A 13542-nucleotide genomic window follows, 5' to 3' on the forward strand; every position below is an offset into this window, starting at 1 on the left:
ACTGTCTCCTTTCAGCTGTTATACATTTTGCAGTTTGCGCCCCGGCAGCCGTTCTGCTTCGTATTCTGCAATCGACTCTTCCAGCACGGCAATGCCTTCGTTGATCTGATCCTGGCTGACGGTCAGCGGAGGAATCATCCGGATGACTTCTCCTTCGTTGCCGCAAAGATAAAACAATACTCCTTTTTCAAGACACTTGTTAAGGATGGAGATCACGCCTTCACCATCTGGAGCACCGGTAGCCGGATCCATGATTTCAATGCCGATCATCAGCCCGATGGAACGGATGCTGCCTACAACCGAATGTCTTTCTTTTACTTCTAAAAGCTTTTCACGCGCGTAGGCTCCCATCGCCTTTGAGTTTTCCACCAGCTTTTCTTCTTTTAGAACTTCAATCGTAGCCAGTCCGGCAGAGCAGGCGATAGGGTTGCCGCCGAATGTAGTCCCGTGGCTTCCGAGCGGCCATTGTTTCATCAGTTCTTTTGAGGCGACAGTAGCGCTTAAGGGCAGCCCGGACGCGATGCCTTTAGCGATCGCCATGATATCCGGTGTTACACCGAAAGTCTGAGCCGCAAACCATTCTCCAGTACGGCCAAAACCTGTCTGTACTTCGTCAAAAATGAGAAGGATCCCGTGCTTGCTGCAGATTTCCCTCATTTTTTTCAGCCATGCAGCAGGGGGCACAACATATCCGCCTTCACCTAGAACGGGTTCGACAATCATACAGGCGACTTCTTCCGGTGTAACCTGGTGCTTGAAAAGAGAAGTTAAGTCATTCTCCAGCTTGACAGCTGCAAATTTGCCGGGGTCCATACCTTTTGGACACCCTTCTGTTGAAGCGTAAGGAACTTGATATGTCAGACCGCTTGGCTGCAAATACTTTCGGTACTTGGCCTTTGATGTGGTGACGCTTAAAGCTCCTAGGCTTCGGCCGTGGAAACAGCCGGTGAAAGAAACGACATACGGCCGGCGGGTCACATGCTTGGCAAGCTTGATCGCCCCTTCAATGGCCTCGGTTCCGCTGTTGGCGAAGAAAAAGCAATCCAATCCTGCAGGCAGGACCGTACGCAGTTCCTTTGCCAGCTTGAGGATGGATTCGTACATGATGACACCTGAAGGACCATGCATCAGTTCATCTGCTGCTTTTTTAATGGCCTTGACCACTTTCGGATGGCGATGGCCGGTGTTAGCGGTAGCAATTCCAGAGGTGAAATCCAGGTATGTTTTGCCATCCAGTCCGTAGTAATAGCAGCCTTCTTCTTTTACGACAGGCAGATTTGGGTGGTCCTTGGCCATGGTCGGAGCCAGCAAATCGGAAAGCTCGTTCATCAATGTGTTTAGTTCTTGTGGCACAATCACGTACCTCCTCATATGTTTGATTCTAAGGGGACATTTGCAGTCTTACTTTTTTATCTTGCAAGTATTGTGCCAATCTGTTTAATCAATGTCATATTTCTGCATTTTTCGTACGACGGAAGGCTGGCTGATCCCTAGCGCCTCTGCCATCTGTACGGTAGTTTTATAGTCTCTGCGCGCTCTTTGCAGCATCTGTTTTTCCACATCCTCTATCACTTCTTTCAGAGGCTTTGACAGATTGGAGGGGGGAGCAGGAATAGAATGAGAGGCTTTTATGTAATCGGGAAGATGTTCGGTTGTAATAAGCGTGGCGGGGGAAATGACAACAAGGCGTTCTATGAGATTAATAAGTTCACGGACATTTCCTTTCCAGTCATATTGAAGAAAATGGTGGAGAACCGCTTCATCAAGCCGTTTTTCCCGTTTATATTTTTCTTGAAAAACATCGAGTACATAGTGGATTAAAGGGATGATATCTTCAGGTCTTTTCCTGATTGGTGGAATGGTTAATGGAACAACATTGAGCCGGAAATACAAATCTTCACGGAACGTTCTTTCTTGAATGGCCTTGAGAAGATCCTTATTGGTCGCCGAGATCAGTCGGAAATCGACGGAGATCGGCTTTGTTCCTCCTACTCTGTAAAACTGTTTTTCTTGTATACACTTCAATACCTTCACCTGGTGGGCAAGAGGCAGTTCGCCGATTTCATCCAGAAATAAAGTGCCTCCATCAGCCAGTTCAGCCAGTCCCAGCTTTCCCTTCCGATTCGCTCCTGTAAAAGCCCCTGCTTCATATCCGAAGAACTCAGCCTCAAATAAGTTCTCAGGAATTGCTCCGCAGTTCACTTCAATAAACGCTCCCTTATTCCGGCTGCCTTTGTTATGAATAAATTTTGCGATCAGCGATTTGCCGACGCCTGATTCCCCTAGCAGCAGGACGTTCACATCTACTTCTGCTACTTGGAGGGAAGTGGTGATGACGTTTTTCATCTCTGTGCTGTTGGCAATAATGCCGCTGTCGTAAAGCTGGCGGCTGCGCAATAGATCCAGCTCGCTTTTTACCCGTTCCATTTCTCCCTCCATCGTCTGAAGGAACTTCTTCAGCTCCAGCAGCTCTGTCACATCATGCGAGTAGCTGACCACTCTATATATTTTTCCGTTCTCATCAAGCACAGGGATGCCGGTCACAAGCAATTTCTTTCCGGTATTTGTCGTCTGAACGAACGTGATTTTTTTCTTTTCCTTCAGGACCATAGGGGTAGCGATCGGGGTAAACATGCCTTTTGCTGCCAGGTCATAGACTGATTTGCCGAGCAGACTTTCAGAGGATACTCCGTATACTTTTCCAGTCGCCTCGCTCACTTTTAAAATGGTACCATCAAGATTAGTAACGAGAATATCATCCTGAAGAGAATGGAGGATTGCTTCATTTTCATTCCATGGTTGAGATGCCATGCTTATCACCCTTTTTATTCAAATGTGAATAATTATTTATTTCTGAATATTATAACGGAAGAAATGAAGCCTGCCAACCTAGGTTTTTTCTTGATGGTATAGGCAATAATCAGCACTGCCGACATACAATAAAAAATATGACCAGCAGAATGTATAAAAATAATGGCAACATCATTCCAATACCTTCAAAAATTAACTAAAATAGAAAGTAAAAAGCAGACACTGCAGGCAAGAAGAATGGGATGGAGTGAAGATGATGGATTATATTGTGTATGATCTGGAAATGACGAACAGGTTATCGGAAATTATTGAGATTGGCGCCGTACGGGTGCGTATGGCAAATGGGGAACTAGCAGTGACTGACCACTTTCAATCCTTTGTTCAGCCTAAGATGGATATTTTAAATACGAGAATTACTAACCTGACAGGAATTACGAAGAAAGATTTGATCAATGCCCAGCCGTTTACGGCGGTCATTAAAGAGTTTAGGGATTGGATCGGTGAGGGAGAGTATTATCTGTGCTCCTGGGGGCCGGAAGATAAATGGGCGCTGATTACAGATTCCACGTTCCACAACACTCCAATTGATTGGATCATCAATCACAATGACCTTCAATTTTTGTTCAGTATTCTCCATGACAGTGAGAAGGGCTTCCGCTACGGCCTGTCCCGTGCTTTGAACAAGCTTCAAATTTCTCTGGATGGTTCTCAGCACAGGGCATTGGACGATGCCATGAATACTGCGAAGATTTTTGTTTCCATCCATAAGGACATCAAGCTTGAGAAGAATCCGAATTCTTTCTTGGAGTCGAAAATCTTCGAACCTGAGAAGCTGGTTTATCAGTCCAAGGATGAGGAGGAGGATGGAGTACAATCTCCATTTGCCTCGCTTTCTAAATTATTTGGATAAAACAAAACGTTTTGGTGAACTATATTTATAAAACTTTGATCATCAACATTTTCTCTCTTAATAGGACAATAAGTTGATAAAAACGACAAGATACGACATGACCAATAGGAAAAAGGGTCCGGTAATCCAGAAAAAGTAAGATATGTCGTCATTTGACGAAATGTTTTTGTAGGAAAATGACCTCATATCTTTAATAATAAAGTGGAGGGGGTGATAAAGTTGGAATCCACATATTATATAACGAACAAAAACAACCAACTTTTAGAGCTTATTAATACCATTGACTATATGGCGAGTGAAGCCACAGTTGAGGAGTTAGACTGTATCGTTAAATTAAAGGAAGAATTAATCGCGAAAGACGGCATCCATGTATCACCGGATCAATATAACAGTATCATCTCCATACTTTTAAAATTTGTGCCAACTTACATAAAAGATGTTTGTTAACCTGCAGGAGAAAGTTGCAGGTTTTTATATGAAATAGGAAAAGAAGGACCAGCTGAAAATGCTGGTCCTTCTTTCATTTATTTTTATAAGGAATTAGCCAAAAAAGCGATAACGGCGATGGCTCCTATAATGATAAGAATGGTGCGGATCATTGCTGTTTGTCCTCCCTATAGGTTGTTAATTATGAATCCTGCAACGACAATAATTCCGATAATTAATAAGATAGTGCGTATCACTTCTTCAGTTCTCCTTTACTTCTGCTTTTTGTCTTTTTCTTTTTGCGTATCTGTATCAACGGATTCCCGCTGTTCGATGGCGCCTTGTTCAAACATATCTTTTATATCTTTCTTAGTTTCTTTCTTTCCATTTTCATTTGATTTCTTCTCATTGTTTTCCACTTGTCATCCCTCCTAAGTTCATTTATTAACGTACCCTGTGTTTCGTTTTATAAACATTCGGGCTGCTTAAAGAAGGACAATCACTTATCTTAAATTTTTTTCTGAAAAGCGGATAACAATCTTTCAAGAAAGGGAAGCTTGTAAGAGTTAGTGCTACACCCCTGTTGGAGTAATAATTGAAAAACTCAGTTTTTGTCGAATTGTGCTATAATAGTTACTGTTGAAAATTTCTGATGATTAGGCGGTGTTTATGATGAACAACAACCAAGAGAAGTCCTCATCCTTTGTTCCCTATGTTCCCTCATCACGTTCATTGCCGGAACTTACCATGGTTGCTATCATTTTTGGTATTATTTTAGCCATTGTTTTCGGTGCAGCCAATGCGTATTTGGGACTTAAAGTTGGATTGACTGTTTCTGCTTCTATTCCTGCAGCGGTTATATCCATGGGTGTACTTAGAGGGATTTTCCGAAGAGATTCCATCTTGGAAAACAACATTGTACAGACTATGACAACCGCAGGGGAAGCGATTGGAGCAGGCGCTGTGTTTACCCTGCCGGCATTCTTCCTGCTGGATATTAATCTTTCTCAGACCGTTATTATTTTTATCGTACTGACAGGGGGCCTTCTTGGGGTTTTTATGATGGTTCCTTTACGGCAGATGCTCATTGTCAAGGAGCATGGAAATCTTCCTTATCCTGAAGGAACGGCTTGTGCCGAGGTTCTAAAATCAGGAGAAAAGGGGGGAGCCAATGCCAAAACGGTCGCCATCGGGTTTTTGTTCGGCGGACTTGTAAAGGTTTTAGGTGACGGTTTCATGCTTTTTAAAACAGAAATCGAAACTCAGGTCGGAAAGCTGAAAAATACGGTAGTTGGTATGGATATCTTCCCGGCATTGCTCGGTGTGGGCTATATTATCGGTCCACGGATTGCCGGACAGATGCTGGCAGGCGGACTCCTTGCCTGGATCGTGTTAATTCCGGCGATCGCCTTTTTTGGTGCGGACAGCACTGCGGCGATCTTCCCTGCGGAAGATCCAATCGGGAAACTTGATGCTTGGGGTATCTGGAACAACTATATTAAGTACATTGGTGCTGGTGCGGTAGCTGTAGCCGGACTGATTACACTGCTTAAAACGTTGCCGACTCTAATCTCCACAGCATCCAAAACCGTGAGAGGTTTATCAGATGGTGCAACAGGGGGAGGCATTGAGCGTACAGATAAAGATATGCCGTTCCGTTATGTCATCTTAGGAATTGTTGCGCTAGTGATCATTATTGGTGGAGCACCGATTACAAACGTTGGATTTATCGGGGCAATCGCTATTGCGATATTTGGCTTCTTGTTTGTTGCCGTAGCTTCAAGAATCGTTGGAATTGTCGGTAGCTCCTCGTCTCCTGTTTCAGGAATGACGATTGCTACATTATTAATTGTAACGCTTGTTTATAAAATAACAGGATTGCATGGTATGGAAGGGATGAAGGCTGCCTTAACGGTTGCGGCAATCGTTTGTACAGCTCTTGCTGTTGCAGGCGACATCTCTCAGGATTTAAAAACTGGACATCTTGTCGGCGGAACACCTTGGAAGCAGCAGGTGGCCATGATGATCGGTGTTATTGCATCAGGACTTGTGATTGGAGTTATCCTTGTTGTTCTTGATAAATCCTATGGAATGGGTTCACAGCAGCTTCCGGCTCCAAAAGCTGCGATCATGAAAGTACTTGTTCAAGGAATATTTGGCGGAGATCTGCCATGGAGTTTGATCTTTATCGGTGCAGCTGTAGCCATTGTTATTGAGTTCCTTGGCCTCAACTCATTAGTTGTTGCTGTCGGTTTATATCTTCCAATTCATGTATCGGCACCGGTCATGTTTGGTGGAGCGGTACGCTGGCTCGTTGATGTGAAGGCAAAATCAAAAGAAGAACGCCAGGAAAGATCTGATAGAGGTGTTTTGTTTGCCTCAGGGCTGATCGCAGGAGAATCTCTGCTCGGCGTCTTAATCGCAGTGCTTATCTTCTTTAAGGTCAAAATTCCAACGACACCAATGACGGATAATCGATTAATTCCATTTGTGATCTTCTTGTTCGTTTGCTGGCTGCTCTATTGGTTCTCTTCCAGAGCGAAAGTGGATAAAACAAAATAATGGGTCTTTTCATATCACGTAAAAAAAAGACAAAGAAAAACCTTTTAAAGATGATCCCTCAGTTCAAACAGGGCATTCATACAGAGACACGGAAGGACGATAAGGTATACCTGATGATTCCCCGGACCAATCCTATAGAAAGGCTGTCTATCCGTTTTTTAAAGCAGCCTTCGTTCTTTCCGGTCAAGCTCGATGGGCTCGGTACGTTCGTTGCAGCGCAAATCGATGGAACAAAAAAGATCGAGGATATCGCTGCCGGTCTGGAGAGAGCTTTTGGGGAAGAAGCAGCTCCTGTTGTTCCTAGGCTTGCTAAATTTATTGAAATGCTTGAAATGAACGATTGGATCATCTGGAGAGAAGAGAACTAGATTTCTCTTCTCTTTTACTTTTTGCCATGTCTCATATCTTCATCCTTTCATTCATATAAATGAGAAAAAGAAGAGGAGTGAGAATATGGGTTCCTTTGTTCTTGTGCTCGTGCCTGTTTTTTTAGTGTGCGGAGGCGCCGCCCTGTTGATCAGTTCTCTCGTAAAATCTGATACCAGCCGCTATGATATCGATAATTTGTGGGAAGACCGGGAGTATACATCAGATGACTATAATTTGAAGTAGAGAGAACTCCTTGATAAGAGGAGTTTTTTTTCTATAAACTTACAAAACCATGTAGCCAACAGGCGCGTAATGGGAAATGATGAATTGGTTATTCGAAATATGCCATGAAACTTGAAAAGATGCCGAATTGCTGTTTTAATTGATTAGCAAAAGGGAACTCAATAACATAGCTGAACGTATGTTTTTTACAGCTTTATGGTTATCAGATAGAGGAGGATTTTTTTGGGGAACCGAAAAAAGGTGATTTATACCCTTAGTGCGGTTGTTGTCGCAGCAGCCGTTCTTTTTATCTTTTATTCTGTAAAAAGTCATGAAAAGAATCAGGGGAATGAACAAAAAAAATCACCAAACACACACATTAAACAACCTAGACCAAAACAAATAAGAATTGTCGCGCTTGGTGACTCTCTGACTTATGGGAGAGGAGATCCTCGGCGTAAAGGGTATATCGGCTTAGTCAGACAGGGCATGCAAAAGGAATTGAAGCGCCCGGTCGTGCTTAACAACTATGGAATCAGCGGACAGCGGTCTGACCAGCTGTACAAGCAATTAAGCAATGGAATGGTGTCACGATCCGTGCGCCAGGCGAACTACATCTTCTTGTTTATCGGAACGAACGATTACAGAAAAACGGCGGGGTGGAACTTCAGGAATATTAATCAGAAGGAAATGGCGATCGGTCAGAAGGTTCTGTATAGCAATCTGGAGAAGATAACTGCCGAGCTTAGAAATCAGAATAAGAGGGCACATATTTATATTCTCGGTTTGTATAATCCTTACACGGAAAACTTTTATGATGAGGTATCTTCCCGTGTCATCAAGCGGTGGAACGGATCCATTCAGCAAGTCAGCGCAGAGACACCGAACTCGACTTACATTTCCACCTATGAACTGTTCGTAGGCATTCAAAAACAGGATTATTTCTCAGATTCCATCCACCCGAATCCGAAAGGGTATTACCGGATCGCACAGCGGGTGCTCGGTGAACTGAAACTCGGATAATATTCTTATCATGCAAACCCCCGGACAGGCTTGGCCTGTCCGGGGGTTTCTCGCTAGTAAAGCGCTTAGTATTGAGGGACTTTCTATTATGCATCACATACTGTTGGTAAAAGAGACCCTCAAGTGTTAGGCGAAGATCATGCAAATCCCATTCCTCAATAATACTAGCATCATTGACTAGAAGTACTTATCGTTCTTTAAGTATTAACGCTTGATATCGTTTTCAAGCTTGCCATTCATATCAATCATAAAGCCAATTTCACGGCCAAGGAGCTGGCTTAATTCTTTTGCCTTCTTTTCACTTTCATTCTTGATCTGCTCTATAGTCAACTCACCTTTTAGTCGGGAAGATCCTACAATAATACTTAAATCTCCTTTTTCAAAAAAAACAATTCTCATCGTTCTGCCTCCTATTTAGGAATTTCTGTCTATTCCTTATATATTTCGCCCTAATTAAAAAAGCTGTCGGGGTAAATCTATGATTTAATTTAGGAGCATGACTCTATTCTTCCCTCTCTTTTTCCTATGCTGTCTTTTTTTCTGAATCAACGTAAAATTTTACCTTTCTGGATAAAAAAGATGGTATCATGATAAATAGGAATTCTTCTGTCAGGGGGAAATAGAGTGGATCAACTTTGGCAACTGATCGTATTAGTGAGTAAGCTGTTATGGGCAAAAGCCGCAGCTGGATTTTTTGCGCTGGGCGTGCTGATTGAAGTTTTGTTTCAAAATTTCTGGGTGCAATTTTCAGCTTCGATTATCATCGGGATGTTAACCGTGAAAATCATTGAGCTTTCCATCCGTTATTATTATTACCATAACTTTGTGCATCGTAAATTAAATAACAGCCTTGGTTCGCCGGCGGATTTAGATCTTTTTCTGCAAACTTCGATGAAACGTGAGATTTCACGGGGACTGCTGCCGAACTTAAACTATTTGCGCAGCCGGTTAATACAGATGAGGCCGACTGAGCTTCGGCTGTTTCATACGTACTTAAAGACCAACACGAGAACGATGAAGAACGGAAAGGCGGTCGGCTATGCCATTGGGATCCTGATCGGATTGTTTACCAGCTTCGCGATGGATATCCTTCACCTGGAAGATCTTTCGTTTTCTCAGGAGAGTACAGTAAAAACCGTTCTGCTTCTGCTCGTTTGGTTTGTGATTGCGCATTTGTGGATGAATAAAAGAATCCGTACATTTGCTCAGCTCGACGGCGTTGTGCTGGCCTGTTTAAATGAAAAGCTTCACGATCCGTTTGAACCGGATGAAGAACCGTCTGATGATCCTTATTTTGAAGAAAAAATGATAAAAGAGCATTCCTGAGCGGAATGCTCTTTTATTTTGATACATAGATGTTGTCTTTGATCCAAAAACGATAAGGATAGTGAACCGCCTCTCCTGCATAATCCACGTTAATCCGCGGACCGGAGACAATGTCTTCTTCAGATAAGGTCTTGTATTCTTTCAGGTAAAGATGTTCCGCATTGAGTTTCAGCCCGTAGTCGTTTAACGATATTCCCATCGCTTTGCACAGCTTTCCTGGACCGTTTGTCAGTTTTTTTAATTGTCCAGGTTTCCAGGCTCCGTTTTCCAAGACAGGGATTTTCATGGATCTGCGGTGCATCATTAAGGGAATCCCTTCTTTCGGCTCAAGGGCACGGATCAAGATGGCTTCAGGCTTATGGAGAGGACCGGAAACAATATTAAAGCATGTATGCATGCCGTAAATGAAGTAAACATAAACATGGCCTGGCTCTGCATACATGATCTCGGTTCGCGGCGTTCTTTTGCCTCCAAATGAATGGGCGGCCATATCTTCGGGCCCCATGTAGGCTTCTGTTTCTGCGATGATGCCAGAGGCCAGCCCTTCATCTGTTTGATGAACCAGTTCCATTCCTAACAATGTTTTAGCGAGCTTTAGTGTAGGGAGTTCAAATAGTTTCTCATTCATAAGTAATCCTCCAGTACGAAAAACATATGCTTATTCTTTTTATACCCTTATTTTGAATGGAACCCTGTCGTATCTGCAGGTTTGTAATTGTCAGAATTTTGGGTATTTTTTAAGAAGGAAGTTAGAGGGCAAGGTAGAATTCTATAGTGTAAAGACGGGAGGCGTTAATGATGGATGGAAAAGTAAAGAAAACGGGCATCTATGAAAACCTTTCGAAACGACGCTATGAATATTGGTATGTTAGCAAGTCTGGATTGAAGACAATGGTATCTTGGCTGTGCTGGAGTGCTCCTCAATCCGTAGTGGAAGAATGGAGCAATTCGCAGGCTAAATAATGAGATCCGTCTTATTGAAGGAATTTTTTTGAATCTTGAAAGGAATGCAAAATGCAAAAGCTGGAGAGAACTGTATATAAAAACGAAAGGATACCTGTTCAATGATGAATGTTCCTCAAGGACAATTGCGTCGGGCGGTTGAAAAACGAAAACAGTTTCTTATCCAGAAGTTGCTTCACCATGGCTTTATTCTGCAGGAACACCGGCTTTTGCAAGAATTTACATTGTCCGAATTGGAAAGAGAATGGAGTTCTGTTCAGGGCAAAGACAATGTTAGCATGTAAGGGCTTTGGAATTACCATATTTTGAACACGCCGTTTTTCCCTTTATCTCTATATAATAGATGGAGGGAGGGATTTTTATGAATCAACTGTGCGAAGCTGACAAGCTGTTATTGGCAGACCTTGCGTTAACTCAAAAGTATGCGAAAGAACTGGTTCAATCTGAATTGATGGAAATCGAACTCGGTTTAAGAGAAGCGGAAAATGACCGGGTAAAGAAATTGAACGACTTGCTTATGGTATTACATAAAACAGGATACTGAAACGAAAATAACCCCTTTTTTAAGAGAGGGGTTATTTTTTATGAATCGAGCAATCCTTTTCGCCGGGCTTCCATTCTCCATTCCGCTTCTTTTACTAATCTTTTAGGAAGCCTGCCTTTGTTTTTTAGAAATGACCAATAGGTTTTGTACTGTTTGGGCCGCATATTGGGAGATACTTTTCTTGCATATTCCCACCACGTCAGTTCATTGGATTCTAGCATTATTAAATACAAATCATCTTCTCTTCTCATGCATTTCACTCCTGTTATGCTTTGTTTCTATATCTCTCGCTTAGTATGCACAAATCCTTGGATCGTAAATCGTTTCCAACAAATTTAGTTTATGCGCGGGTATTGAAGCGGTACAGGACAATACAGATTTTTTTATATAGAAGGTATTTTAATCTTGGGGTTGAACTTATTAACTATCGTTTGTGAATCAACATAAGAAGATGAAAAAGCAAAGGAGGATGAGGAATGGGACATATTGTGACGTTTGCCTCACTTTTAACGCCTCTAGTGACGGGCTTGGTACAGCTGCTAAAATGTACTTTCCCTATAAAGAAAAGATTCATTCCATTAATCAGCTTTTTCATTGGAATATTTGTCGGAATCCTTGCTTATCCATTTACCGAAATGACGGTTGTTCTTAGAGTATGGTCCGGAGGAATCGCTGGACTTGCCGCTACTGGATTGTATGAACTGGGTAAAAGAAGCTCAGGAAAAGTAAACCGGAAAGCAGGATAGATCGTCTTGCATGATACGACTTTAGCCATAGTCGTATTTTTTTGTGTGAGAAGATAGATGTGATTTCAGCAAGAATACAAGGATTAGATAAAGAATTGAAGAATACTTTAACAACCAAAAATGAAATCGTTTGAAAAAGAGGTTTTCCTTTGACCCATTTAAGGAATGTTTTACTTTAAGTACACATTTTATTAAAAAATACAGGGTGGTGAACCGATGTGAAGTATTATGCAACCAGTTTTTTAATAGCAATGTTGGCTGTTTTTGCTTCTCCAAACTATTTGACAGATTCACCTGGTTCTAAAGGTAAGCAGGTATCATTTATGGAACAGCGTGCTCTGGCCGAGGAAATAAAAGCTTCTAAACCGGATGCCAAATTATTATCCCAGGAATTTATTCATAAGCTTACTCCTGAAGTAGATGATCAATATAAAGTGAAAGGTTATTCCAGTAAAGAGGAACTTATTCGTAATTTGAGCCACATCGCTTCTAAAAAAGTAGCAAGCGATTATGTGAATGGAATGTTCGAAGAAAAAAACGGTAAACTGTATATCATACCTACAGATCTTCCTCCGTGGGTGGAGAAAGACAAACCTTATGAGCTGAAGAAATTATCTGATACATCTTATCACCTCATTCAAAAAAATAAGAGTGATTTATATGGGGAGTATAGTATAACACTTGGATTTGAAAAAGTTAATAGCCATTGGGTCATTACTTTTGCTTCCGTGACCTGATGCCAAAAGACGCATGAGATCTCTCATGCGTCTTTTGCCATGTTAAGCATATTGTTGAAAATTTCTTTCCTATCAAGCATCGCATTCTGATGCTTGAAAGAGACACTCAAGTTTTTTTCAGGAGAATGGATGGGATAGCTGACGACAGTTGGATTCAGGATTTTGTGGAAAAAAATGAAGAGCTTGAAAAGCAGACGTGGAAAAGTTCGCTTATCCGCATCTGCTTTTCAATTGGCTCTTCAATCCCATCCCCTGCATTCGCCATTGAGTTACTAAAGATCATTTCATAAAAATGAAACGAAAATAAAATAATAGTCATGAAGTCTTTTATGAGATTGGACAAATGCATGCTTCCTTCTTTACAATGAACATAACCTAGGGATTTGGAGTAACTAAACAATGGAACCGATAATTTTTAAAGATTACTACGATAATACGGTAAAGCTTTCCTTTGAAGATCACCCGTTCTCAAAAGATCCGAAGCACGTCTGGGTGCTGTGCCGTTTCAGAGGCCAATGGCTTTTGACTGAACATCCGCGGCGCGGAATTGAGTTTCCCGGCGGAAAGGTTGAACCTGGAGAAACAGCGGATGAGGCTGCAGTCCGGGAGGTTTTTGAGGAGACCGGAGGCCACGTATCTTCCCTTCACTATCTTGGACAATACAAGGTAGACGGAAAGGGCGGCCTTATTATAAAAAATATCTATTACGCTACCGTAGATAAAATATTGCTGAAAGAGCGCTATTATGAAACAAATGGTCCGGTATTCTTTGAAACGATTCCGGAAACCTTTGAGGGCAGCAGGAAATTCAGTTTCATGATGAAGGATCAAGTGCTGATTCAGAGTCTTCAGCATACAAAAGAAAAATTTTTATAAAATAAAAACAGCAGCTGTATTAGCAGT

At 42.0% G+C, this 13542-nt stretch carries 19 protein-coding genes; 13 read left to right on the forward strand and 6 right to left on the reverse strand.

The features are described from left to right. Positions 1-18 precede the first annotated feature (18 nt). Positions 19-1329 (reverse strand): aspartate aminotransferase family protein, encoded by a 1311-nt coding sequence (locus OKX00_RS06940; RefSeq protein ID WP_265410488.1) that lies wholly within the window; start codon positions 1327-1329, stop codon positions 19-21. A 108-nt stretch (positions 1330-1437) separates the two neighbouring features. Next, positions 1438-2811 (reverse strand): sigma-54 interaction domain-containing protein, encoded by a 1374-nt coding sequence (locus tag OKX00_RS06945; protein WP_265409917.1) that lies wholly within the window; start codon positions 2809-2811, stop codon positions 1438-1440. A 253-nt stretch (positions 2812-3064) separates the two neighbouring features. Here OKX00_RS06945 and OKX00_RS06950 point away from each other — a divergent pair, with 253 nt between their 5' ends. Next, positions 3065-3721, forward strand: coding sequence for a 3'-5' exonuclease (locus OKX00_RS06950; RefSeq protein WP_053357467.1), 657 nt, complete (start codon positions 3065-3067; stop codon positions 3719-3721). A gap of 219 nt (positions 3722-3940) precedes the next feature. Next, positions 3941-4168 carry a hypothetical protein gene (locus OKX00_RS06955; RefSeq protein WP_053357468.1) on the forward strand — a complete coding sequence of 76 codons (228 nt, stop codon included), beginning with the start codon at positions 3941-3943 and terminating at the stop codon, positions 4166-4168. Positions 4169-4419: 251 nt separating this feature from the next. Here the strand turns inward: OKX00_RS06955 and OKX00_RS06960 are convergent, their stop codons facing one another. Continuing rightward, positions 4420-4566, reverse strand: a complete 147-nt coding sequence (locus OKX00_RS06960) for a hypothetical protein (protein ID WP_156316345.1) — start codon at positions 4564-4566, stop codon at positions 4420-4422. Positions 4567-4819: 253 nt separating this feature from the next. Between OKX00_RS06960 and OKX00_RS06965 the strand changes: the two genes are divergently transcribed. From OKX00_RS06965 to OKX00_RS06980, 4 genes are all read left to right on the forward strand, one after another. Then, positions 4820-6709: an OPT family oligopeptide transporter gene (locus OKX00_RS06965; protein WP_416054330.1), complete on the forward strand. Its 1890-nt coding sequence runs from the start codon at positions 4820-4822 to the stop codon at positions 6707-6709. Next, the gene (locus OKX00_RS06970) at positions 6709-7077 is read left to right on the forward strand and encodes a PqqD family protein (RefSeq protein ID WP_265409919.1); all 369 of its coding nucleotides are present in this window, start codon (positions 6709-6711) and stop codon (positions 7075-7077) included. The genes OKX00_RS06965 and OKX00_RS06970 overlap by 1 nt, the downstream gene beginning before the upstream one ends. Before the next feature lie 85 nt (positions 7078-7162). Then, a complete protein-coding gene (locus OKX00_RS06975) occupies positions 7163-7321 on the forward strand; it encodes a hypothetical protein (RefSeq protein WP_156418888.1) in 159 nt (52 codons plus the stop codon). Positions 7322-7543: 222 nt separating this feature from the next. Next, entirely contained in the window at positions 7544-8323 is a 780-nt protein-coding gene (locus OKX00_RS06980) for a GDSL-type esterase/lipase family protein (protein ID WP_265409920.1), read from the forward strand. A 204-nt stretch (positions 8324-8527) separates the two neighbouring features. Here OKX00_RS06980 and OKX00_RS06985 read toward each other — a convergent pair whose 3' ends face one another. Further along, positions 8528-8722 carry a hypothetical protein gene (locus OKX00_RS06985; protein ID WP_053357472.1) on the reverse strand — a complete coding sequence of 65 codons (195 nt, stop codon included), beginning with the start codon at positions 8720-8722 and terminating at the stop codon, positions 8528-8530. A 225-nt stretch (positions 8723-8947) separates the two neighbouring features. Between OKX00_RS06985 and OKX00_RS06990 the strand changes: the two genes are divergently transcribed. Continuing rightward, complete coding sequence (locus OKX00_RS06990; RefSeq protein WP_265409921.1) at positions 8948-9649, forward strand: hypothetical protein; 702 nt, start codon at positions 8948-8950, stop codon at positions 9647-9649. 13 nt (positions 9650-9662) lie between these two features. Here the strand turns inward: OKX00_RS06990 and OKX00_RS06995 are convergent, their stop codons facing one another. Further along, positions 9663-10277, reverse strand: a complete 615-nt coding sequence (locus tag OKX00_RS06995) for a DNA-3-methyladenine glycosylase (RefSeq protein WP_062233622.1) — start codon at positions 10275-10277, stop codon at positions 9663-9665. A 167-nt stretch (positions 10278-10444) separates the two neighbouring features. On the opposite strand from OKX00_RS06995, the gene OKX00_RS07000 reads away from it, so the two are divergent. From OKX00_RS07000 to abbA, 3 genes are all read left to right on the forward strand, one after another. Beyond that, a complete protein-coding gene (locus tag OKX00_RS07000) occupies positions 10445-10612 on the forward strand; it encodes a hypothetical protein (RefSeq protein ID WP_156316348.1) in 168 nt (55 codons plus the stop codon). Positions 10613-10713: 101 nt separating this feature from the next. Further along, positions 10714-10896 carry a Fur-regulated basic protein FbpA gene (locus OKX00_RS07005; RefSeq protein WP_053357475.1) on the forward strand — a complete coding sequence of 61 codons (183 nt, stop codon included), beginning with the start codon at positions 10714-10716 and terminating at the stop codon, positions 10894-10896. A 77-nt stretch (positions 10897-10973) separates the two neighbouring features. Then, positions 10974-11156: an antirepressor AbbA gene (abbA, locus tag OKX00_RS07010; RefSeq protein WP_053357476.1), complete on the forward strand. Its 183-nt coding sequence runs from the start codon at positions 10974-10976 to the stop codon at positions 11154-11156. A gap of 38 nt (positions 11157-11194) precedes the next feature. Here abbA and OKX00_RS07015 read toward each other — a convergent pair whose 3' ends face one another. Continuing rightward, a complete protein-coding gene (locus OKX00_RS07015; RefSeq protein ID WP_053357477.1) occupies positions 11195-11407 on the reverse strand; it encodes a hypothetical protein in 213 nt (70 codons plus the stop codon). Positions 11408-11632: 225 nt separating this feature from the next. Here OKX00_RS07015 and OKX00_RS07020 point away from each other — a divergent pair, with 225 nt between their 5' ends. The 3 genes from OKX00_RS07020 (at position 11633) to ytkD (ending at position 13515) form a co-directional block, all read left to right on the forward strand. Further along, on the forward strand, positions 11633-11902 hold the full coding sequence (locus OKX00_RS07020; protein WP_265409922.1) for a holin: 270 nt from the start codon (positions 11633-11635) through the stop codon (positions 11900-11902). Positions 11903-12120: 218 nt separating this feature from the next. Then, positions 12121-12639: a hypothetical protein gene (locus tag OKX00_RS07025; protein ID WP_265409923.1), complete on the forward strand. Its 519-nt coding sequence runs from the start codon at positions 12121-12123 to the stop codon at positions 12637-12639. A 399-nt stretch (positions 12640-13038) separates the two neighbouring features. Continuing rightward, positions 13039-13515 (forward strand): RNA deprotection pyrophosphohydrolase, encoded by a 477-nt coding sequence (gene ytkD / locus OKX00_RS07030; RefSeq protein WP_091003750.1) that lies wholly within the window; start codon positions 13039-13041, stop codon positions 13513-13515. Positions 13516-13542: the final 27 nt, after the last annotated feature.

This window comes from Fictibacillus sp. KU28468, from assembly GCF_026153615.1.
Classification (GTDB): Bacteria; Bacillota; Bacilli; order Bacillales; family Fictibacillaceae; genus Fictibacillus_C; species Fictibacillus_C marinisediminis.